18 protein-coding genes are annotated in these 21,064 nt (G+C 68.2%); 14 read left to right on the forward strand and 4 right to left on the reverse strand.

The genetic code is table 11. The features are described 5' to 3' along the window. Window positions 1–4: 4 nt before the first annotated feature. The 8 genes from AC1D2O_RS22485 to AC1D2O_RS22520 all read left to right on the forward strand — a co-directional run bounded on the left by AC1D2O_RS22485 (window position 5) and on the right by AC1D2O_RS22520 (window position 11,147). Window positions 5–1,216 carry an ABC transporter substrate-binding protein gene (locus tag AC1D2O_RS22485; protein ID WP_478157928.1) on the forward strand — a complete coding sequence of 404 codons (1,212 nt, stop codon included), beginning with the start codon at window positions 5–7 and terminating at the stop codon, window positions 1,214–1,216. 177 nt (window positions 1,217–1,393) lie between these two features. Beyond that, window positions 1,394–3,310: an ABC transporter permease gene (locus AC1D2O_RS22490; RefSeq protein WP_478157929.1), complete on the forward strand. Its 1,917-nt coding sequence runs from the start codon at window positions 1,394–1,396 to the stop codon at window positions 3,308–3,310. Continuing rightward, window positions 3,307–4,110: an ABC transporter ATP-binding protein gene (locus AC1D2O_RS22495; RefSeq protein ID WP_478092958.1), complete on the forward strand. Its 804-nt coding sequence runs from the start codon at window positions 3,307–3,309 to the stop codon at window positions 4,108–4,110. Before AC1D2O_RS22490 ends, AC1D2O_RS22495 begins: the two co-directional genes overlap by 4 nt. Further along, entirely contained in the window at window positions 4,107–4,841 is a 735-nt protein-coding gene (locus tag AC1D2O_RS22500; RefSeq protein ID WP_478092960.1) for an ABC transporter ATP-binding protein, read from the forward strand. The genes AC1D2O_RS22495 and AC1D2O_RS22500 overlap by 4 nt, the downstream gene beginning before the upstream one ends. A gap of 30 nt (window positions 4,842–4,871) precedes the next feature. Then, on the forward strand, window positions 4,872–5,594 hold the full coding sequence (gene pncA / locus AC1D2O_RS22505; protein ID WP_478157930.1) for a bifunctional nicotinamidase/pyrazinamidase: 723 nt from the start codon (window positions 4,872–4,874) through the stop codon (window positions 5,592–5,594). Between the two features lie 14 nt (window positions 5,595–5,608). Next, window positions 5,609–6,088, forward strand: a complete 480-nt coding sequence (locus tag AC1D2O_RS22510) for a (2Fe-2S)-binding protein (protein ID WP_478092964.1) — start codon at window positions 5,609–5,611, stop codon at window positions 6,086–6,088. After that, the gene (locus AC1D2O_RS22515; RefSeq protein WP_478157931.1) at window positions 6,085–9,900 is read left to right on the forward strand and encodes a molybdopterin cofactor-binding domain-containing protein; all 3,816 of its coding nucleotides are present in this window, start codon (window positions 6,085–6,087) and stop codon (window positions 9,898–9,900) included. The genes AC1D2O_RS22510 and AC1D2O_RS22515 overlap by 4 nt, the downstream gene beginning before the upstream one ends. Window positions 9,901–9,962: 62 nt before the next feature. Next, window positions 9,963–11,147 carry a fumarylacetoacetate hydrolase family protein gene (locus tag AC1D2O_RS22520; protein WP_478092870.1) on the forward strand — a complete coding sequence of 395 codons (1,185 nt, stop codon included), beginning with the start codon at window positions 9,963–9,965 and terminating at the stop codon, window positions 11,145–11,147. 93 nt (window positions 11,148–11,240) lie between these two features. Here AC1D2O_RS22520 and AC1D2O_RS22525 read toward each other — a convergent pair whose 3' ends face one another. The 4 genes from AC1D2O_RS22525 to AC1D2O_RS22540 all read right to left on the reverse strand — a co-directional run bounded on the left by AC1D2O_RS22525 (window position 11,241) and on the right by AC1D2O_RS22540 (window position 16,084). After that, on the reverse strand, window positions 11,241–12,467 hold the full coding sequence (locus tag AC1D2O_RS22525) for an MFS transporter (protein ID WP_478092868.1): 1,227 nt from the start codon (window positions 12,465–12,467) through the stop codon (window positions 11,241–11,243). Between the two features lie 70 nt (window positions 12,468–12,537). After that, window positions 12,538–13,281 carry an aquaporin Z gene (aqpZ, locus tag AC1D2O_RS22530; protein ID WP_478092867.1) on the reverse strand — a complete coding sequence of 248 codons (744 nt, stop codon included), beginning with the start codon at window positions 13,279–13,281 and terminating at the stop codon, window positions 12,538–12,540. 233 nt (window positions 13,282–13,514) lie between these two features. Then, window positions 13,515–15,059, reverse strand: coding sequence for a YifB family Mg chelatase-like AAA ATPase (locus AC1D2O_RS22535; RefSeq protein ID WP_478157932.1), 1,545 nt, complete (start codon window positions 15,057–15,059; stop codon window positions 13,515–13,517). Between the two features lie 119 nt (window positions 15,060–15,178). Then, a complete protein-coding gene (locus AC1D2O_RS22540) occupies window positions 15,179–16,084 on the reverse strand; it encodes a LysR family transcriptional regulator (RefSeq protein WP_477650408.1) in 906 nt (301 codons plus the stop codon). Window positions 16,085–16,266: 182 nt separating this feature from the next. Between AC1D2O_RS22540 and AC1D2O_RS22545 the strand changes: the two genes are divergently transcribed. From AC1D2O_RS22545 to AC1D2O_RS22570, 6 genes are all read left to right on the forward strand, one after another. After that, window positions 16,267–17,061 carry a fumarylacetoacetate hydrolase family protein gene (locus AC1D2O_RS22545; RefSeq protein ID WP_477650407.1) on the forward strand — a complete coding sequence of 265 codons (795 nt, stop codon included), beginning with the start codon at window positions 16,267–16,269 and terminating at the stop codon, window positions 17,059–17,061. 78 nt (window positions 17,062–17,139) lie between these two features. Further along, a complete protein-coding gene (locus AC1D2O_RS22550; protein WP_477650406.1) occupies window positions 17,140–17,829 on the forward strand; it encodes an ureidoglycolate lyase in 690 nt (229 codons plus the stop codon). Next, window positions 17,816–18,736 carry an allantoinase PuuE gene (locus AC1D2O_RS22555; protein WP_477650405.1) on the forward strand — a complete coding sequence of 307 codons (921 nt, stop codon included), beginning with the start codon at window positions 17,816–17,818 and terminating at the stop codon, window positions 18,734–18,736. The genes AC1D2O_RS22550 and AC1D2O_RS22555 overlap by 14 nt, the downstream gene beginning before the upstream one ends. 19 nt (window positions 18,737–18,755) lie before the next feature. Next, window positions 18,756–19,649: a substrate-binding periplasmic protein gene (locus AC1D2O_RS22560; RefSeq protein WP_478157933.1), complete on the forward strand. Its 894-nt coding sequence runs from the start codon at window positions 18,756–18,758 to the stop codon at window positions 19,647–19,649. A 61-nt stretch (window positions 19,650–19,710) separates the two neighbouring features. Next, window positions 19,711–20,376, forward strand: a complete 666-nt coding sequence (locus AC1D2O_RS22565) for an amino acid ABC transporter permease (protein WP_478157934.1) — start codon at window positions 19,711–19,713, stop codon at window positions 20,374–20,376. Between the two features lie 8 nt (window positions 20,377–20,384). Beyond that, window positions 20,385–21,056, forward strand: coding sequence for an amino acid ABC transporter permease (locus AC1D2O_RS22570; protein ID WP_478090075.1), 672 nt, complete (start codon window positions 20,385–20,387; stop codon window positions 21,054–21,056). The last annotated feature ends 8 nt before the right edge of the window (window positions 21,057–21,064 follow it).

Raw genomic sequence — 21,064 nt, forward strand, 5'->3', positions numbered from 1 at the left:
CCCGATGAATCCATTGCGCCTTGCCTTCACCGCGGCCGCCGTTGCCACGCTCGCCACTGCACTCGTTCCCGCGCATGCGCAGGGCGTGATCAAGATCGGCGAGATCAACAGCTACAAGGCGCAGCCCGCCTTCCTCGAGCCCTACAAGAAAGGCATGGAGCTGGCGGTCGACGAGATCAACGCCGCCGGCGGCGTCAACGGCAAGAAGATCGAGCTGATCAGCCGCGATGACAACGCCAACCCGGGCGACGCGGTGCGCGTGGCCGAGGAGCTGGTCTCGCGCGAGAAGGTCGACATCCTGGCCGGCACCTTCCTGTCGAACACCGGCATGGCGGTGGCCGACTTCGCCAAGCAGAAGAAGTTCTTCTTCCTGGCCGGCGAGCCGCTGACCGACAAGCTCACCTGGCAGGGCGGCAACGCCTACACCGTGCGCCTGCGCCCCGGCACCTACATGCAGGCCGCGATGCTGGTGCCCGAGGCGGCCAAGCTCAAGAAGAAGCGCTGGGCGGTGGTCTACCCCAACTACGAGTACGGCCAGTCGGCGGTCGCGGCCTTCAAGCAGCTGCTGAAGGCGGCCCAGCCCGACGTCGAATTCGTCGCCGAACAGGCCACGCCGCTGGGCAAGGTCGACGCCGGCAGTGTGGTGCAGGCGCTGGCCGATGCCAAGCCCGACGCGATCTTCAACGTGCTGTTCGGCGCCGACCTGTCGAAGTTCGTGCGTGAAGGCAACACCCGCGGCCTGTTCAAGGACCGCGAGGTGGTGAGCGTGCTGACCGGCGAGCCCGAGTACATGGATCCGCTCAAGGACGAAGCGCCCAACGGCTGGATCGTGACCGGCTACCCGTGGTACGGCATCACGACGCCGGCGCACAAGGCCTTCGAGCAGGCCTACCAGGCCAAGTTCAAGGACTATCCGCGGCTCGGCTCGGTGGTCGGCTACAGCATGATCAAGTCCGCCGCCGCCGGCATCGCCAAGGCCAAGAGCACCGACACCGAGAAGGTGGTCGCGGCCTTCAAGGGCCTGCAGGTGGACACGCCCTTCGGCAAGATCACTTACCGCGCCGAGGACAACCAGTCGACCATGGGCGCCTTCGTCGGCCGCACCAAGAACGACGGCGGCAAGGGTGTGATGGTGGACTACGTCTACCTCGACGGCGCAGACGCGAAGTACCAGCCTTCCGCCGCCGAGATCAAGAAATCCCGCGCAGCGGATTGAGATGGAAACACCCCCGAAGCGCCTGCGGCGCCGCCCCCTCAAGGGGGCGATACCAGCGGCCCGGCAAAGCCGGTTCCGCGGTATCCCTGGCCTCTGGCTGCGCCGGTATCGCGCGGCGGGGGGCATGCGGTCGCATGGCAGCTCCGTGGATCTGGCTTGAGCGTCTAGGAATATCGAATGAGCTTCTCCGGTTTTATCGTCCAGCTCCTGAACGGGCTGGCGAGCGCATCCTCGCTGTTCCTCGTGGCAGCCGGGTTGTCGCTGATCTTCGGCGTCACGCGCATCGTGAACTTCGCCCATGGCTCGTTCTTCATGGTCGGCATCTACGTCGCCTACACGCTGGTCGACCGGCTCGGCACCGGCTTCGGCTTCTGGCCGGCGCTGGTGATGGCGGCGCTCGCGGTCGGCGTGCTGGGCGCGCTGATCGAGATGGTGCTGCTGCGGCGCATCTACAAGGCGCCCGAACTCTTCCAGTTGCTGGCCACCTTCGCGCTGGTGCTGGTCATCAAGGACGCGGTGCTGTGGCTCTGGGGCCCCGATGAACTGCTGGGCCCGCGGGCGCCGGGCCTCTCGGGTTCGGTCATGATCCTCGGGCGCCAGTTTCCTTCCTACGACCTGTTCCTGATCGTGGTCGGGCCGGTGGTGCTCGGGCTGGTCTGGCTGCTGCTCACGCGCACCCGCTTCGGCACCCTGGTGCGCGCCGCCACGCAGGACCGCGAGATGGTCAGCGCGCTCGGCGTCAACCAGGCCTGGCTGTTCACCGCGGTGTTCGCGCTCGGCGCGCTGCTCGCGGGCCTGGGCGGCGCGCTGCAACTGCCGCGCGAGCCGGCCACGCTCGAGATGGACCTCAACACCATCGGCGCTGCCTTCGTGGTGGTGGTGGTCGGGGGCATGGGATCGATCCCGGGCGCCTATGCCGCGGCGCTGCTGATCGCCGAGATCAAGGCGATCTGCATCTGGCTCGGCGTGGTCGAGGTGTTCGGCCTCAGCGTCTCGTTTTCCAAGCTCACGCTGGTGGTCGACTTCCTCGTCATGGCCATCGTGCTGGTCTGGCGGCCGTGGGGCCTGTTCGGCAAGCCGCAGGCACCGAGCCGCTACGTGGGCATGCAGGAGGAGCCGCTGCGGCGTCCGGGCCGCACCTACGTGATCACCGCGGCGCTGTTCGGCCTGGTGCTGGCGGCGATGCCGTTCATCACGGCGGGCTCGCCCTACACCACCGTGCTGATGATCGACCTGCTGATCGCCGCCCTGTTTGCGGCCAGCCTGCACTTCATCATGGGGCCGGCCGGCATGCACTCCTTCGGCCACGCCGCGTACTTCGGGCTCGGCGCCTACGGGGCCGCGCTGCTGGTGCGCTCCAGCGGCATGCCGATGGAGCTCGCCCTGATCGTCGCGCCATTGGTGGCGGCGGTGGGCGCCTTCGTCTACGGCTGGTTCGCGGTCCGGCTCTCGGGCGTCTACCTCGCGATGCTCACGCTGGCCTTCGCGCAGATCACCTGGGCCATCACCTACCAGTGGGACAGCTTCACGGGCGGCAGCAACGGGCTCACCGGGGTCTGGCCGTCCGAATGGCTGGCCGACAAGCGCGCCTATTACTGGGTCACGCTGGCGCTGGTGGGGCTGGGCGTGCTTTGGCTGCGGCGCGTGCTGTTCTCGCCCTTCGGCTATGCGCTGCGCGCGGGCCGCGATTCGCAGCTGCGCGCCGATGCGATCGGCATCGACGTCAAGCGCATGCAATGGGTGGCCTTCGTGATCGCGGGCACCGCGGCCGGGTTGGCCGGGGCCCTGTACGCATTCTCGAAGGGCAGCATCTCGCCCGAATCGCTGAGCGTCGGCAAGTCGGTCGACGGCCTGGTGATGGTGCTGCTCGGCGGCATCCAGACCCTCGCGGGGCCGGTCGTCGGTGCGGTCACCTTCACCTGGCTGCACGACACGGTGGCGCGCAACACCGACTACTGGCGCGCCATGCTCGGCGGCATCATCTTGCTGCTGGTGCTGCTGTTCCCGCAAGGCATCGCGGGCTTCGCCAAGCAACTCTTCGACCGGCGCCGCCACGCGGCCGAAGCGGTCGATCTCAAGGAGGCCAAGGCATGAGCCTTCTGAAAGTGAACGAATTGGGCAAGTCCTTCGGCGGCGTCAAGGCGGTCGACGGCATCAGCTTCGAACTGGCGGCCGGCGAACTGCTGGCGCTGATCGGCCCGAACGGCGCCGGCAAGTCCACCACCTTCAACATGGTGAACGGGCAGCTCACGGCCGACCGCGGCTCGATCCTGCTCGACGGCCAGGAGCTGGTCGGGCGCAAGCCGCGCGAGATCTGGCGCCTGGGCGTGGGCCGTACCTTCCAGATCGCCGAGACCTTCGCCTCGCTGACGGTGGCTGAAAACGTGCAGATGGCCTTGCTGTCGCACGACCACAAGCTGTTCTCGACCTGGCGCCGCGCGTCCGACCACAAGCGCGACGAGGCCCTGGCGCTGCTCGAACAGGTCGGCATGAAGGCCCAGGCTGACCGGCCCTGCAGCGTGCTGGCCTACGGCGACGTCAAGCGGGTCGAGCTCGCGATCGCGATGGCCAACAGCCCGAAGCTGTTGCTGATGGACGAGCCCACCGCCGGCATGGCGCCCAAGGAACGCAATTCGCTGATGGCCCTGACCAAGCAACTCGTGATCGACCGCGGCATGGCGGTGCTCTTCACCGAACACAGCATGGACGTGGTGTTCGCCTATGCCGACCGCATGATCGTGCTGGCCCGCGGGCGCCTCATTGCGCAGGGCAAGCCGCTCGAGATCCGCGACCATCCGAAGGTGCAGGAGGTGTACTTCGGCAGCGGCAAGACGTTCGAGAAGATTGCAGAGAAGGCGGCTGCGGTGAACGCGGCGGTGGGAGAGCACGCATGAGTTCGCATGAAGTACTGCTTGAAGCCAAGGCCCTGTGCGCCTGGTACGGCGCCGCGCAGATCCTCTACGACGTCGACCTCGAAGTGCGGCGCGGCGAGGTGGTCGCGCTGATGGGCCGCAACGGCGCCGGCAAGTCGACCACGCTGAAGGCGCTGATCGGCATGCTGGCCAAGCGCCGCGGCGCGGTGCGCTTCCTCGGCCATGACATCTCGAAGAGCGAGCCGCACCTGGCGGCGCGCCTGGGCCTGGGCTTCGTGCCGGAGGATCGGCGCGTGTTCACCGACCTCAGCGTGATGGAGAACCTCGAAGTCGGCAAGCAGCCGGCACGCCGCTGGAACGACGGCACCGACGCCCCGCTGTGGACGCCGGAGCGCCTGTTCAAGCTGTTCCCGAATCTCGGCGAAATGCCGAACCGCCCGGGCGGCCGCATGAGCGGCGGCGAGCAGCAGATGCTGACCGTGGCGCGCACGCTGATGGGCAACCCCTACCTGGTGCTGCTCGACGAACCGTCCGAGGGCGTGGCGCCGGTGATCGTCGAACAGATGGCCAACATGATCCTGGAGCTCAAGGCACAGGGCGTGAGCATCCTGCTGTCGGAGCAGAACATGCACTTCGCCGAGCTGGTGTCCGACCGGGCCTACGTGCTCGAGAAGGGCCAGATCCGCTACCAGGCGTCGATGGCCGAACTGGCCGCCAACGACGAGGTGCGCCGCGCGTACCTGAGCGTCTAAATCATTTCTACAACCCGAGGAGCGACGACCATGCACACCACACGCAGAACCCTCTTGAAGTCGACCGCGGCTTTCGGCCTCGTCGCCGGCCTCGGCGTTTCGTCGCCGCTCTTCGCGGCCGCGAAGATCAAGCCCGCGGCCAATTCGGCGCTGATCGTGGTCGACGTGCAGAACTGCTTCATCGACGGCGGCACGCTGCCGGTCAAGGGCGGCGCCGAGGTGGTGCCGATCATCAACAAGCTGGCCGACGCCTTCGGGAACATCGTGGTCACGCAGGACTGGCACACGCCCGGCCACGCCTCGTTCGCCAGCACCCATGCGGGCAAGAAGCCCTTCGAGACCACCAAGCTCAGCTACGGCAACCAGGTGCTGTGGCCCGACCACTGCGTGCAGGGCACCGAGGACGCCGCGCTCAACAAGGACCTCAAGCTGCCGACCGCGCAGATCATCATCCGCAAGGGCTTCCACCAGGAAATGGACAGCTACTCCGCGTTCGAGGAGGCCGACCACAAGACCGCCACCGGCCTGGGCGGCTACCTGAAGGCGCGTGGCATCAAGACCGTGTTCGTGACCGGCCTGGCGACCGACTTCTGCGTCGCCTGGACCGCCCTGGATGCGCGCAAGGCCGGCTTCGAGGTCTACGTCATCGAGGACGCGACGCGCGCCATCGATCTCAACGGCTCGCTCGCGGCGGCCTGGAAGCAGATGGCGGCCAAGGGCGTGAAGCGCATCCAGTCTTCGGACATCGTCTGAAGCCTGCCGATCGAATGCCCGGGTTCGCACTGAAGGTCAACGGACGCCACGTCGAGCTCGCGGCGTCGCACGAGGCCTCGCTGCTGCATGTGCTGCGCAACGACCTCGGTCTCAACGGGCCGAAGTTCGGCTGCGGGCTCGGGCAGTGCGGCGCCTGCACCGTGTGGGTCGACGGCACGGCGGCGCGGGCCTGCGTGATTCCGGCCCATGGCGTCGCAGGCCGCGAGATCACCACGTTGGAAGGCCTCGGCACGCGTGAACACTGGCACCCCGTGCAGCAGGGCTTCGAGGACGCGCAGGCGGCGCAGTGCGGCTATTGCCTCAACGGCATGGTGATGCAGGCCGCGGCCTTGCTGGCGCGCGAGCCGAACCCGAGCGAGGCGCGCATCCGCAGCGAACTCTCCGGCAACCTGTGCCGTTGCGGCACGCACGTGGAGATCCTGGCCGCGGTGCAGCGCGCCGCGGCGCTGATCGCGAAGGGCACGGACACGTGACCCGGCGCGCCGACCTGCCCCGCACGCGCAGCGAATTCCTCCAGGCCGACGGCGTGCTCGTCGTCGTGCGCGAGACGCCGCCGGCCCCGCCGCCGGCCCCGGGCCAGCCGGCGCTGGTGTCGGGCCATCCGGCCGACGGACCGGAGGTGCTGCTCGCGCTCTGGGACGACGGCAGCGTCACCGCGCTCAACGGCCACGTCGACCTCGGCACCGGCATCCAGACCGCGCTGTCGCAGATCGTGGCGGAAGAACTCGACCTCTCGATGGCGCAGGTCTGCATGGTGCTGGGCGACACCGCGCGGACGCCGAACCAGGGCGCGACGATCGCCAGCGCCTCGATCCAGATCCATGCCGCGCCGCTGCGGCTGGCGGCCGCGCAGGCGCGGAGCTGGCTGGTGGCGCAGGCTGCCGAGCACTTCGGCGTCCAGCCGGCGCTGCTGGCGCTGCGCGGGGGGCGCGTCCATGCGGGCGACGACCCGGCCTTCAGCATCGGCATCGGCGAGCTGGTCGCGGGCGGGCGCACGGTGCTGCAGCTCGACCCGGCGGCGCGGCTGAAGGACCCGGCGGACTACCGCATCGTCGGCACCTCGCAGCCGCGCGTCGACATCCCGGCCAAGCTGGCGGGCGAGCTGGTGTTCGTGCACGACATGCGGGTGCCGGGCATGCTGCACGGCCGCGTGGTGCGCCCGCCCTATGCGGGCGCGGCCCACGGCGACTTCATCGGCAACACGCTCGAGTCGGTCGACGAGTCGTCGATCGCGCACATCCCCGGCATCCGCGCGGTGGTCGTGATCCGCGACTTCGTCGGCATCGTCGCCGAGCGCGAAGAGCATGCCGAGCAGGCGCTGCGCGAACTGCGCGTGCGCTGGAAGCCCTGGCCCGGGCTGCCCTCGCTCGACGACCTCGAAGGCGCGATCCGCGCCAATCCTTCGACCCAGCGCCTGCTGGTCGACGAAGGCGACATCGACACCGCGCTCGCGAACGCCGCGCAGTCGATGCCGCGCACCTACGTCTGGCCCTACCAGATGCATGCCTCGATCGGCCCGTCGTGCGCGCTCGCGCACTGGCAGCCGGGCGATGGGGTCGGTTCCGCCGCCGGGCCGCTCCCAAGGCGGAACGCGGCCCCCTCGGGGGGCAGCGACCCACACGGAGTGGGAGAGCGTGGGGGCGTCATGTTGCGCGTCTGGGCCGGCTCGCAGAACCCGCACGTGCTGCGCGCCGACCTGGCGCAGTTGATGGGCCTCGACGATCCGGCGGTCGACGTGGTGCGCATGGAGGCGGCCGGCTGCTATGGCCGCAACGGCGCCGACGACGTGGCGGCCGACGCGGCGCTGCTGGCGCGCGCGGCCGGCGCGCCGGTGCGGGTGCAGCTCACGCGCGAGCAGGAGCACCTGTGGGAGCCCAAGGGCGCCGCGCAGCTCATGCAGGTCCAGGGCGGGCTGGCGGCCGACGGCGGCGTCGCCGGCTACGACTTCGAGACCTCCTACCCCTCGAACGGCGCGCCCACGCTGGCGCTGCTGCTGACCCGCACCGTCGACCCGGTGGCGCAGGCCTACGAGATGGGCGACCGCACCGCGCGCCCGCCCTATGCCTACGCCAACCTGCGCGTGAAGGTCAACGACATGGCGCCGATCGTGCGCGCCTCGTGGCTGCGGGGCGTCTCGGCGCTGCCGAACTCGTTCGCGCACGAGTCCTATGTCGACGAACTGGCGACCGCCGCCGGCGTCGACCCGGTCGCGTTCCGGCTGCGCCACCTGGACGATCCGCGCGCCGCCGAACTGGTGCGCGAGACCGCGCAGAAGGCCGGCTGGCGCATGCGCACCGGCCCGCAGGAAGATGCCGACGGCGATCATCCTTCCCGGCGCGCCGACGCGCGCGTGGGCCCCGGCGGCGACATCCTCTTCGGCCAGGGCTTCGCCTATGCGCGCTACGTGCACAGCAAGTGGCCCGGCTTCGGCGCCGCCTGGTCGGCCTGGGTGGCCGACGTCGAGGTCAACCGCAAGACCGGCGAGGTGCATGTGCGCCGCGTCGTCGTCGGCCATGACGCCGGCCTGATGGTCAATCCGGCCGGCGTCGAGCACCAGATCCACGGCAACGTGGTGCAGATCACCAGCCGAGCGCTCAAGGAGCAGGTTCGCTTCGCGCCGCAATCCGAGCCCGAAGGCGGCGCGCTGCTGCCCGGCGTGCCGCCGTCGGGCGTGGTCGCCAGCCGCGAGTGGGGCAGCTACCCGATCATCAACTTCCGCGAAGTGCCGGTGATCGAGGTGATGCACCTGCAGCGGCCGGGCGAGCCGTCGCTGGGCGCGGGCGAGTCGGCGTCGGTGCCGGGCACGGCGGCGATCGCCAACGCCATCTTCGATGCGACCGGGGTGCGCTTCCGGGCACCGCCCTTCACGCCCGAGGTGGTGCGGGCGGCGCTGAATCCGCTGCCGCCGCCTGCGTCTCAGGGCGCCGCCGCCGCGGCAAGCCGGCCTGCGTTTCCGGCCTCGGTGCCGTGGCCGCGGCGCCGCGGCGTCTGGGCCGGCGCCGGTGCGCTGCTGGTGGGCGGCATCGGCGTCATCGCCGGCCTGATGGGCTGGCGCTCGACCATCGCGCCGGTCAGCTTCAGTGCGCCGGCCTACAGCGAAGCCACGATCGAACGCGGCCGCACGCTCGCCGCGCTCGGCGACTGCGCGGTCTGCCACACCGCGCCGGGCGGCACGCCGAACGCCGGCGGTCGCGCGATGGAGACGCCCTTCGGCACCATCCACACCACCAACCTCACGCCCGATGACGACACCGGCCTCGGCCGCTGGTCCTTCACGGCCTTCCAGCGCGCGATGCGCGAAGGCGTCTCGCGCGACGGCCACCACCTGTACCCGGCCTTCCCGTACACGGCCTTCGCCAAGACCAGCGACGACGACCTGCAGGCGCTCTACGCCTACTTCATGTCGCTGCCGCCGGTGCGCGCCGAGACGCCGCCGGCCGAACTCAAGTTCCCGTTCGGCCTGCGGCCGCTGATGGCGGGCTGGAACGCGCTGTTCCACGACCCCAAGCCCTACCAGCCGGTGGCCACGCAGAGCGCCGAGTGGAACCGCGGCGCCTACCTGGTCAACGGCCTCGGCCACTGCGGCGCCTGCCACACGCCGCGCAACGCGCTGGGCGCGGAGCAGGGCGGCAGCGCCAGCCTGTCGGGCGCGATGGTCGACGGCTGGGAGGCGCCGGCGCTGACCGCGCGGTCGACCTCGGCCGTGCCCTGGAATGCCGACGCGCTCTACGGCTACCTGCGCAGCGGCCATTCCCAATCGCACGGCATCGCCGGCGGCCCGATGGCCGAGGTGGTGCGCGAACTCGCGGCGGTGCCGGACGCCGACATCCGCGCGATGGCCAGCTACCTGGCGTCCTTCAACCCCGCCACGACGCAAGAGACCGCTGCGGCGCAGGCACAGCGCGCGGTCGCCACCGCCGCGGCGCAGCAGGGCCGCCTGCTGGGCCCCGCCCAGCGCATGTTCGACAGCGCCTGCGCGTCCTGCCACCACGACGGCGACGGCCCCACGCTGCTGGGCGTGAACACGCCGCTGGCGCTCAACAGCAACCTGACGAGCGCCCGGCCGGACAACCTGCTGCGCACCATCCTCGACGGCGTGCGCGAGCCGGCCTCGCGCGACATCGGCTTCATGCCCGCCTTCCGCGAGGCGCTCGACGATGCGCAGATCGCCGAGCTGGCGGGCTACATGCGCGCCCGTTTCGCGCCGCAGGAGCCGGCCTGGCGGGACCTGCCGGGGAGCGTGGCGCGGCTGCGGGCCTCCGGGCCGAACGCCACATCGCGCTGAGACTCCCGTACGATCTGCGGCGCAGAGGCCGAATCACCGGCCCGCTCCCTGGAGACCTTCGCATGACCTCGACGCTTTCGCCCGCCCAGTCCCTGCCTCGCGATGCCGAGCGCGCCACCCTGGTCGGCCGCCTCTGGCTGCCCGACGTCGGACCGGTGCTGGTCGCGGTGCACGAGGGCGGCCTGCACGATCTCTCGCGCTTCGCCGCCACCGCCAGCCAGCTGCTGGAGTTCGACGATCCGGTGGGCGCGGTGCGCGAGGCGCTGCGCGACGAGCGGACGCAGCGGGTCGCCTCGCTCGAGCACGCGCTGGCCAACAGCGACGAGACCCGCCGCGACCCGCAGCACCCCTGGCTGCTCGCGCCCTGCGACCTGCAGGCCGTGAAGGCCAGCGGCGTGACCTTCATCGCCAGCCTGCTCGAGCGCGTGATCGAGGAGCAGTCGCGCGGCGATGCCTCCAAGGCCGAGTCGATCCGTGCCGCGCTCGGCGGCGTGCTGGGCGACAACCTCGCGGGCATCGTGCCCGGCTCGCCACAGGCCGCGAGGGTCAAGGACGTGCTGATCGCCCAGGGCGCCTGGTCGCAGTACCTCGAGGTCGGCATCGGGCCCGACGCCGAGATCTTCACCAAGGCGCCGGTGCTGGCGGCGGTCGGCACCGGCGCCGACGTCGGCATCCACCCGGGATCGGTCTGGAACAACCCCGAGCCCGAGGTGGTGCTGGCGGTCGACAGCCGCGGCCGCACGCTCGGCGCCGCGCTCGGCAACGACGTCAACCTGCGCGACTTCGAAGGCCGCAGCGCGCTCCTGCTCGGCAAGGCCAAGGACAACAACGCCTCGTGCGCGATCGGCCCCTTCATCCGGCTGTTCGACGCCCACTTCGGCATCGAGGACGTGCGCCGCATCACGGTGGCGCTGCGGGTGGTCGGGCTCGAAGGCTTCACGCTGGCCGGCGCGAGCTCGCTGGCGAAGATCAGCCGCGACCCGCTCGACCTGGTGTCGCAGGCGATCGGCCCGCACCACGCCTACCCCGATGGCCTGATGCTGTTCCTCGGCACCATGTTCGCGCCGACGCAGGACCGCCACGGCCCGGGCCAGGGCTTCACGCATGTGGTCGGCGACCAGGTGACGATCTCGGCGCCCGAACTCGGCGCGCTGCACAACCGCGTCGTGCATTCGGACCAGGCGCCGCGCTGGACCTTCGGCATCGGCGCTCTGATGCGGAACCTCGCTGGACGCGGAATTATTTGACTCGCCCCCAGGTTGCCCCGCACTTCGTGTCGGGGCGCCCACCCCCGACCGGGGGCAACACCAGCGGCCCGGCGGAGCCGGTTCCGCGGTGTTTCACGAAGGGGCCGGGCTGCGCCGGCCTTGGTGTTGGGCGGCGAGCAGCGCCAGCACGGCGATCAGGCTCGCTGCCAGCAAGATCCACAACCCCGCCGTATAGCCGCCAGCCGGCGTCCACAGCAGGCCCAGCATCAGCGGCGCCAGGGCGCGTGCGATGGCGCTCGGCAGCCCCAGCGCGCCGTTGAGCGTCGCCACGTGCTCGCGGTTCACGTACTGCGCGATGGCGGTGCCCTTGACGATGGTCAGCATCCCGTTGCCCATGCCGTAGAACAGCACGAAGGCCAGCGCCGCCGCCGGATGACCGGCGCCGGCCAGCAGGGTCGCCAGGCCGATCGGGATCAGGCAGGGGATCAGCCGGTTCGCCAGGTGCAGGTCGAAGTGGTGCTCGAAGACGTAGAGCAGGGCGCGGCCGAACACCTGCATGATCCCGATGGCCGCCGGCACCGCGATGGCCCAGGTCTCCGACAGCCCGGCGCCGCGCAACAGGCTCACCATGTGCGGCGGCAGCGCCGCGGTCACCGCCATCAGCAGCACGGTGAACACGCCCACCAGCAGGAAGGGCGTGCTGCGCAGGTAGTGGCCGACGGGTCGCCGCGTTGTTGTTGCGGCTGCGCCCGCGGCCGCTGCGGCCACGCTGCGCTTCGGCGCCTGCCGCAGGATCCACGCATGCAGCGGCGCGCACAGCAGCAGGTGGAGGGCGGCGAGCACCCACAGCGCATGCCGCCAGCCGAACTGCGCGATCAGCCAGGCGTCGAGCGGGATGAAGACCGTGCTGGCCAGCCCGCCGAGAAAGGTCAGCGTGATGATGGCGCGCCGGAAGTCGTTCGGGAAGCGGCGCGTGACGACCGCGAAGGCCGGGCTGTAGAGCGTCGCCGAGAGGGCGGCGCCGAGCAGCAGCCAGGCGGCGTAGAAGCCCGCCGCGCTCTGCACCACGCTGTGCAGCAGCAGCCCGGCCGCGATCAGCAGCGAGCCGCCGGTCATCACGGCGCGCTCGTGGCCGCGGTCGATCCACCGTCCGACGGACCATGCCATCGCACCCTCCGCCAGCAGTGCGAGGCTGAAGGCCAGTGACGATTGCGCCCGGCTCAGGCCGAGCTCGCGCTCCACCGGCTCCATCAGCAGCGCGAAGGTGTAGAAGACGCTGCCCCAGGTGATGAGCTGGCCCAGCGAGAGCCAGCCGACGAGGCGGCGGTCGTAGGGAGGCGCAGCGGCGGAGAGATCCATGCGCCGACTCTACCGATGCGGCGCAGGCGCTCGGCAAGACGCTCCGGGCCAGGCCGGCCCGGGTCCGCGATCAGCCCGCCGTCTTGAGCGCCGGCGAGGCGGCGCGTGTGTCGGCAGCGGGTGCCGCCAGCAGCAGCTTGTAGATCAGCGCGCCGATGATCGCGCCGGCGATCGGTGCGACCCAGAACAGCCACAGCTGGTCGACGGCATGGGCCGGCCCGAACAGTGCCGGCCCGGTGCTGCGCGCCGGGTTGACCGAGGTGTTGGTCACGGGAATGGAGACCAGGTGAATCAGCGTCAGGCACAGGCCGATCGCGAGACCGCCGAAACCCGCGGCGCTGTTCTTCGCCGTGGCGCCCAGGATCACGATCAGGAAGACCGCGGTCAGCACCACCTCGATCAGCAGCGCCGCCATGAGGTCATAGCCGCCGGGCGAATGCTCGCCGTAGCCGTTGGTGGCGAAGCCGCCGATCTCGGCGCCGGCCTTGCCGGTGGCGATCTGGTAGAGCACGAAGGCGGCGGCGATGGCGCCGAGCACCTGGGCGATCACGTAGCCCGGCAGCTCGGCGGCGCGAAAACGTCCGGCCACCACGAGCCCGACCGACACCGCCGGATTGAAGTGGCCGCCCGAGATCGGGCCGAGCGCATAGGCCCCGGTCAGCACCGTGAGGCCGAAGGCCAGCGAGACCCCGGCGAACCCGATGCCGAGCCCGGGAAAACCGGCGGCCAGCACCGCGCTGCCGCAACCGCCGAAAACGAGCCAGAACGTGCCGATGAATTCGGCCGACAGCTTCCTTGAAGTACTTTGTTCCATATTCCCTGAATCCTTCTTGTGTGACAAACAAACCCGCCGACCGCGGTCGAGGGCGGGCGGATTCTAGGGAGACCCCGGGTGGCAACAAGCGCCACTGCGCGGGGCAGGCGGCGGCGATGCGCGGTTGTTCACGGAACCGGCGGTTTTCTTCGTCCTGGCCCGTCTCCGTGCGACCGGATGCCGCTGCCGCCTTGAAACAAGGCGTTAAAACTGTAAGGCGATCGCGTCGGCGTTCAGTCGGTCGAATGCAGCGCCCGCCGGTACTGCACCGCTTCCCCCACATGCGCGACACCGACGGCCTCGACCCCCGCGAGGTCGGCGATGGTCCGCGCCACCTTCAGCGCCCGGTGCGTGCTGCGGGCCGACCAGCCGAGTCGCATCGCGGCCGTGTGCAGGAACTGGAGCGCCGCCGGGTCCAGCGACGCATGGCGGTCGATCTCGGCGCCCTCGAGACCCTGGTTGGGCTTGCCCTGCCGGGCCAGCGCGCGTTCGCGCGCCGCGACGGCGCGACCGCGGATCGCCCCGGTCGCTTCGCCGACAGGGGCCTCGAGCAGCTGCTGCGCCGAGACGCCGGGCACCTCGATGTGCAGGTCGATGCGGTCGAGCAGCGGGCCGCTGAGCTTGCCCTGGTAGCGCAGGACCTGGTCCGGCGTGCAGCGGCAGGCCCGGGTCGTCGATCCGCGCCAGCCGCAGGGGCAGGGGTTCATGGCGGCGATGAGCTGGAAGCGGGCCGGGAACTCGGCGCGTCGCGCGGCCCGGGAGATCGTGATGGTGCCGGTCTCCAGCGGCTCGCGCAGCGCCTCCAGCGCCGAGCGGGCGAATTCGGGGAATTCGTCGAGGAACAGCACGCCGTGATGAGCCAGCGAGATCTCGCCGGGCCGCGGCGGCGAGCCGCCGCCCACCATCGCCACGGCGCTGGCGCTGTGGTGCGGGCTGGCGGTTGGCCGGCGCATCCATTGCCCGGTCGCGAAGCGGCCGGCCAGGCTGGCGACCGCCGCGCTCTCGAGGGCTTCCTCGATGCTCATCCCGGGCAGCAGCCCGGCGAAGCGCTGGGCCAGCATCGACTTGCCGGAGCCCGGCGGGCCGACCATCAGCAGGCTGTGGTTGCCGGCCGCCGCGATCTCCATCGCCCGCTTGGCGCCGGCGTGCCCCTTCACGTCGGCCAGGTCGGGGTGGCGCGCGGCCGGTCCGGGCGGCGCCGGCACCATCCGCGCCCAGCCGTCGTCGCCGGCTGCTTCGGCGGCCGGCGGCACCGCGCCGGCCGGCAGGAACTGCCGCACCACGTCGAGCAGGTGGCGCGCGCCATAGACCTCGGCACCCGGCACCAGCGCGGCCTCCTGCGCGCTGTCGGCCGGCAGCACCAGCCGGGTGCTGATGCCCCGCGCGTGCAGCGCCAGCGCCATCGCGAGCGCACCGCGCACGGGCCGCAGCTGCCCTGACAGGGAGAGCTCGCCGGCGAATTCGTGGCCGGCCAGCCGCTGGCCTTCGATCTGGCCGCTGGCCGCCAGGATGCCGAGCGCGATCGGCAGGTCGAAGCGCCCGGAGTCCTTGGGCAGGTCCGCCGGCGCCAGGTTCACCGTGATGCGCTTGTTGGTGGGGAACTCCAGCCCGGCGTTCTGGAGGGCCGAACGGACGCGCTCGCGGGCTTCCTTGACTTCCACGTCGGCCAGGCCGACCAGCGTGAAGCTCGGCAGCCCGTTGGCCAGGTGCACCTCGACCGTGACACTGGCCGCTTCAAGGCCCAACAAGGCGCGGCTCTGCACCAATGACAGACTCATTTCGCTCCCTTTCACCCAGATGGTGGGTCCATCTCTTGTTCTTCATTGTGCCGATGAACCGGAAAGTGCTGTCGGCTCCCTGGCACCGCTTCCTGGTCGGCTGGAGGCGACCAGAAAACTCAGGTGACCCGGCGCAGCGACTCGAGGTCCAGTTCGGTGAGCGTCTCTATGAAATCCTGCGCGAGTCGTGAGAGCGGTTCGAAGCGCGCGTGCATGACGTTGACTTCCATGGTGATGTCAGGCAATAGCGGGCGCATCACGACGCCTGGCCAGACCTGTCCAAGTACCGCGACTTCATCGGCGATGGTGACACCGACGCCCGCTTGCACCAGCGCGCACGCGACATGAGTCAGTCGCACTTCAACAGCCAGCCGCACCGCCATGTTGGCCGTCGCGAACATTTGCTGGATCAGGCCCCCGAAGGGCGTATCGGCTGAATAACCAATCAAATCGACATCTTCCAGGTCGCGCACATGCAGCGAACTGCGGCTCGCAAGCGGGTGGTCCTGTGGCAGCACGGCGACGAGACGATCCTCGTAGATGGACTTCTGTTCGATGTTCGGATGGTCGAGCGAGAACATCGCAATCCCCAGCTCCGCTTGACCCGTCAGCAGTGTTTGCACGAGCTGCGTGGAGGTTTGCGTCACCAGGTTTATCCGCACCTTCGGGAAGCGATTTCGAAAGCGCGCGATGGCGGTTGGGATGAGCGTCTGAGCGAGGCTTGGACTCGCAACGATCTGCAATGCGCCGGTGGTCTTCTCGACCAAGTCGTTGGCGACGTCATTGACGCGCTGCAGGCATTGATGCATCGCATTGACTTCGACATACAGCCGGCGAGCCTCCGGGGTGGGATACAGCCGGCCTTTGATGCGCTCGAAAAGTTGGAGGCCGAGCCGTGACTCCATATGCGAGGTCATGCGGCTGATCGCGGGTTGCGAGATGCACAGCAGTTTCGCCGCACCGCTGACGGATCCAGCCACCATGATTGCGCGGAACACTTCGATCTGACGCAGATTCACTTGCATGTCGATAACTGGTTGTTATGTAAGAGCGATAAATGAGCATACGACATTCAGAATTTGAAGTGATCCAATCTGACGGGTGCTTTGGTTCATTTGTGAATGCCGCTGTGACGGCCAATCACGCAGAACGATTCAGGGAACAGAAATGAAAAGATACCCACTGCTGCAGGTCGAAAAGGAATCCAATGTCCGCGTCGACGGTTGAAAGAGCGGCCGGCCACGGCCAACTGGAGGTTGTCGCGCGCGCGCTGCTGCGCGCCAGGCACGGCGGCGCGGCCGCTGACACGCAGGCGCTGCAGCACCTTGTTTCAACCGCCGAGGACGCCTACCAGGTGCAGGCGCTCGTCGCCGCAGCGCTCGACTCCGAGGCGAACGCTTCCATGGCCTGGAAGTCCGGGGGGCCCTCACGGGACAAGCCGCTGACACACGCGCCGCTGCCGAGCCAGGGCGTCTGGTCCAGCCGGGCGGATGCGGGTGCGCATCTCTTCCGTATGCGGCTGATCGAGGCCGAGGTCGCACTGCGCCTGGCCAGGGACATCGACGCCCAGGAAGCTGCGACCCTCACCGCTGCGCAAGCCGACAGCTTGGTGGATGCCATGTGCGTGTCGATCGAGATCGTCGACTCGCGCTGGCAGCAGGCGCTGGAGGCACCCGCGTTGCTGAAGCTGTCCGACCTGCAATCGCACGGCGCACTGGTGGTGGGCGCATGGCGACCTTTCGAGGCTCGCGACTGGTCCTCACAGGTCTGCACGGTGCGGATCGGGCGCAGCGATCCCAAGACCTTCCGCGGCACGCATTCGCTGCAGGACCCGACGTGGCTGCTCCCCACCTTCCTGCGCCATGCCACGCGGTTCGGGCACGCGGTGCGCCAGGGCACCGTCGTCACCACCGGCACCTGGTGCGGCATGCTGCCTGCGTCGCGAGGCGACAAGGTACACGTCGCGTTCGAGGGCATCGGCGAAGCCGAAGTCCAGCTCTGAGCAGGATCGATCGCGGAACACTCCGATCTGACGCAGACGCTTGCATGTCGATAACCGGTTGTTATGCGAGGACGACAAATGAGCATGCGACACACAGGATTTGAAGTGATCCAATCTGATGGTGCTTCGGATTCTCTTGCAGGTGCACGTGCCAGAGCCGCTGCCGGCAGAGCCTTCGAGCCATGGGCCAATGCCCCTGGCGTGGATATTCGTGGAGCATCAAAACCGTATATGCAAGATCCAAATACTTCGCCGCGCATGTTGACCCCCCGCCCTCTCACCGCGGAAGCTTTCGCACCCTTTGGCGAGGTGATTGCCATTGCCAATGGTCTGCGGCGCAACCATTTCAAACTCGCATTCGAGTCGTCCGCAGACGCCAACGAGCCTGCGCTGTGGGTCAGTTACCCGTCCAAGGTCGCGGGCGACGTGATTGAAGTTGAAAAGCTCGAGCGGCATCCGCATGCGTCGCAAACCTTTATCCCAATCCACGACGGCCGATATCTGGTGGTGGTGTGTCATGCCGCCGCTGACGGAAGTCCCGACCTGTCGACGCTGTGCGCGCTGATCGCGCAGGCCGATCAGGCCGTCACGTATCGCCGCAATGTCTGGCATCACGGCTTGACCGTACTCGATGGCCGGACCCGCTTCGCGGTCGTGACGACGCTGTCGGGCCAAAACGATGACGACGCGTTTTTTGAACTCGGCATGCCGGTGCGGGTGAAGCTTTCATCCGGCGGCGCTCAGGGAGCCACCAATGTCGGATCCTGACAGAGCACTCGCAGTGCATACGCGCGACTTCGTCGGCTATGGCCGCAACCCGCCTGACCCGAAGTGGCCTGGCGGCGCTCGCTTGGCATTGAACTTCTGCATCAACTACGAAGAGGGCGGCGAGCCCTCCATCGGTGACGGCGATGCTGAAACCGAGGCTGGGCTGACCGAGGGTGGTGCCGGCGGCTTCAGCGGTCGCGATCTCGCCGCCGAGTCGATGTTCGAATTTGGCAGCCGCGTCGGCTTCTGGCGCGTGACGCGTCTGCTTGAACGTTACGGCATGCCCGCCACCGTGTTTGCCTGTGCGCTGGCGCTCGAACGCAACCCTGAAGCGTGCGCAGCGATTCGCGAGTACGGCTACGACGTCTGTGCACACGGCTGGCGCTGGGAGCGGCATCAACTGCTCGATGAATCCACCGAGCGCGAGCGTATCCGGCGCACCGTGGCGAGCCTCGAACAGAGCGTGGGTGAGCGTCCGCTGGGCTGGTATTGCCGCTACGGTCCGAGCCTGAATACGCGCAGGCTGGTCGCCGAAGAGGGAGGCTTCCTGTATGACTCGGACGCTTACAACGACGAGCTTCCCTATTGGACTGAAGCGGCTGGCAACGCACATCTCGTCGTGCCGTACGGCCTCGTCAACAACGACGCCAAGTTCATTCGCGGCGGGATGGCGACCGGCACTGACTTCTACGAGTATTTGCGCGATTCGTTCGATCTGCTCTACGAAGAGGGCGCCGACGCACCGAAGATGATGTCGGTGGGCCTGCACCTGCGCCTGAGCGGACACCCGGGACGTGCGTCCGGCCTGCGTCGTTTCCTCGAACACGTGTCACGCCACGATGGCGTCTGGGTGTGCAGGCGCTCGGATATCGCGCGTCACTGGCATGCGACGCACCCTCACCCCTAGCCCTTCAGGCTCTTTCACCTTGACTCAGAAAGCGGAAAAAATGAACCTCGGAAAAAACCTGCCTGGGGCGGTCGCAGTGTGCGGCGCCATGTTGCTGGCGTTGGGCTGTGCCATGAGTCACGCCGCCGAAACCGATCATCCAGCCAATCAGCCGGTCGTCGTCGGCACCGACTTTGGCGTCGCGCCCTGGGTGACGCGCGCCGACTCGGGTCCTCAAGGCTTCGGCGTCGACCTGATCAATGAGATTGCGCGCCGTATCGGCCGGCCGGGCGCGGAAATCATGGACGTCAATTTTTCCGGATTGTTTGCGGCGCTGTTCTCGAAGCGAATCGAATTCACGGTGAATCCGTTGAACATCACCGCCGAGCGCGCCGAACGCATGCTGTTCACCGAACCGATCATTTCCACCGGCAACGGCTTCCTGGTGCGGAAGAACGAGCAGATGAAGAGCTTCGAAGATCTCAGGGGCAAGGATCTGGCCGTCAATCGCGGAACCATCTCGGACACGTGGGCCACGGAAAACGCCGCGAAATACGGCTTCAACATCCAGCGTTACGACGTGTTCCCCGACACGGTTCAGGCCGTGATCACCGGGCGCGCATTCACTGCCCTGAACGAGATTCCAACGGTGGCGTTCGCTGCCAGCCGCAACAAGGCGGTCAAGGTCGGCTACGAGGATTTCAATGGACGCAATTTCGGCTATGCGTTCCGACTGGATGATGCCGCCTACCGGAACAAGGTGGACGAAGCACTGAAATGCATGAAGCAAGACGGCACGCTGCGCAAGCTCTACGTGAAGTGGTACGGCAGCGAGCCGGTCAAGGGCTCGGCCGTCGAGACGATCTATCCGGGTCATGGTGCACCGGGTTTCAAGGGCTACGACGCTGCGCCGCACACGCTGAAATGCATCTGACGACGAAAACCGGTTTGCTCGCGCGCACCGGTGTCTCCTCTACTGTTTGGGCCTGAGTGGTATGGACCGCATCGTTGACAATTTCTTTAACGCCAGCGTCATCAGTCAATCGCTGCCGTTGATTCTCAGCGGCTTCGGCATCACCGTGCTGGTCTCGCTGCTGGTGATCGTCGTGGGCCTTGGCCTGGGTCTGCTTCTCACCATCGTGCGGACGATGGAGGTGCGTGTCGTCAATGCGCTGATCGTTGCGTACGTCGACTTCTTCCGCACGATGCCGCAACTCGTCGTGCTGGTGCTGATCTATTTCGGCTTGCCGTACCTCGATATTCGGCTGTCGCCGATGGTGACCATCGTGCTGGGACTGGGCATGGTGCTGTCCGCGTTTGCATCGGAGATATTCTGGTCGTCGATCAAGGCGCTGCCGCGCGGCCAGTGGGACGCGGCCCGGGCGCTCGGCTTCGGGTCCTTCCGTACGCTCTTCGACATCATTCTTCCTCAGGCCGTGCGACTGTCCCTGCCGCTCGTGACAAACCGGGCGATCGCGGTCAGCAAAGGTACGGCGCTGGGCACCGCAGTGGCATTGCCGGAAGTTCTCGGGCAAGCGCAGAGCCTCGTCGGCATGCTGGCGAATCCTTCGCCGCTGACGCTCGCGGCTGCGTGCTATCTCCTGTTCTTCATTCCTCTGGTTGTGGCGAGCCGCCGGCTTGAGCGGGTCTACGGACACTGAGGTACAGCATGGATCTATTTCTCGACAACTTCTTCAACCTGGAATCCCTGCAGCAGGTCTATCCGCTGCTGCTGCAAGGGTTGAAGCTGACCATTCTGCTGTCCCTCGTGGCCGCACCCGTTTCGATGGCGCTCGGGATCGCCATCGCCGTGGCATACAGTTTTCATCGCCGCGCTCTGAATGTCGCGCTCGTGATGTACATCGATCTATTTAGGTCGTTTCCGGTGGTCGTGCTGCTCGCACTCATCTTCTACGGCTTGCCATTTTTCGGCGTCAAGCTGAGCAGCTTCACGGCCGTCGTGCTGGCCCTTGCATTGAACAATTCCGGCTATTACGGGGAGATCTTCCGCGCTGGAATCGAATCGGTTCCTCATGGTCAGCGCGAAGCCGCACGTTCGCTAGGCTTCGGCCCGATTCGCGAGATCACGTATATCGTCCTGCCTCAGGCGGTACGCAATGTGCTCGCGCCGCTGGCGAGCAATTCGCTCGAACTGATCAAGACGACGTCCATTGCATCACTTGTCTCGCTGCCCGAGTTGCTGCGTTCGTCGCGTGTCGCCCAGGAACAGGTCTATAACCCGACGCCGTTGATCGCGGCCGCCGTGATCTTCTTCGTGTTGTTGTGGCCGATGGCGCGTTGGGTGGCGCGGCTCGAGCGGCATATGCTGAAGGCCCGCTAGGGCGCGAC

The sequence above is a fragment of the Variovorax sp. P1_G12 genome, assembly GCF_056405555.1.

What these genes read in the sequence shown, in the direction of transcription:
- AC1D2O_RS22495 (WP_478092958.1), top strand. Translation starts at nt 3,307, where the DNA reads ATGAGCCTTCTGAAAGTGAACGAATTGGGCAAGTCCTTCGGCGGCGTC.
- AC1D2O_RS22540 (WP_477650408.1), bottom strand. Translation starts at nt 16,084, where the DNA reads ATGCAAGTGAATCTGCGTCAGATCGAAGTGTTCCGCGCAATCATGGTG.
- AC1D2O_RS22555 (WP_477650405.1), top strand. Translation starts at nt 17,816, where the DNA reads ATGTCGGATCCTGACAGAGCACTCGCAGTGCATACGCGCGACTTCGTC.
- aqpZ (WP_478092867.1), bottom strand. Translation starts at nt 13,281, where the DNA reads ATGGAACAAAGTACTTCAAGGAAGCTGTCGGCCGAATTCATCGGCACG.
- AC1D2O_RS22510 (WP_478092964.1), top strand. Translation starts at nt 5,609, where the DNA reads ATGCCCGGGTTCGCACTGAAGGTCAACGGACGCCACGTCGAGCTCGCG.
- AC1D2O_RS22520 (WP_478092870.1), top strand. Translation starts at nt 9,963, where the DNA reads ATGACCTCGACGCTTTCGCCCGCCCAGTCCCTGCCTCGCGATGCCGAG.
- AC1D2O_RS22525 (WP_478092868.1), bottom strand. Translation starts at nt 12,467, where the DNA reads ATGGATCTCTCCGCCGCTGCGCCTCCCTACGACCGCCGCCTCGTCGGC.
- pncA (WP_478157930.1), top strand. Translation starts at nt 4,872, where the DNA reads ATGCACACCACACGCAGAACCCTCTTGAAGTCGACCGCGGCTTTCGGC.
- AC1D2O_RS22500 (WP_478092960.1), top strand. Translation starts at nt 4,107, where the DNA reads ATGAGTTCGCATGAAGTACTGCTTGAAGCCAAGGCCCTGTGCGCCTGG.
- AC1D2O_RS22535 (WP_478157932.1), bottom strand. Translation starts at nt 15,059, where the DNA reads ATGAGTCTGTCATTGGTGCAGAGCCGCGCCTTGTTGGGCCTTGAAGCG.
- AC1D2O_RS22490 (WP_478157929.1), top strand. Translation starts at nt 1,394, where the DNA reads ATGAGCTTCTCCGGTTTTATCGTCCAGCTCCTGAACGGGCTGGCGAGC.
- AC1D2O_RS22570 (WP_478090075.1), top strand. Translation starts at nt 20,385, where the DNA reads ATGGATCTATTTCTCGACAACTTCTTCAACCTGGAATCCCTGCAGCAG.
- AC1D2O_RS22565 (WP_478157934.1), top strand. Translation starts at nt 19,711, where the DNA reads ATGGACCGCATCGTTGACAATTTCTTTAACGCCAGCGTCATCAGTCAA.
- AC1D2O_RS22545 (WP_477650407.1), top strand. Translation starts at nt 16,267, where the DNA reads ATGTCCGCGTCGACGGTTGAAAGAGCGGCCGGCCACGGCCAACTGGAG.
- AC1D2O_RS22550 (WP_477650406.1), top strand. Translation starts at nt 17,140, where the DNA reads ATGAGCATGCGACACACAGGATTTGAAGTGATCCAATCTGATGGTGCT.
- AC1D2O_RS22485 (WP_478157928.1), top strand. Translation starts at nt 5, where the DNA reads ATGAATCCATTGCGCCTTGCCTTCACCGCGGCCGCCGTTGCCACGCTC.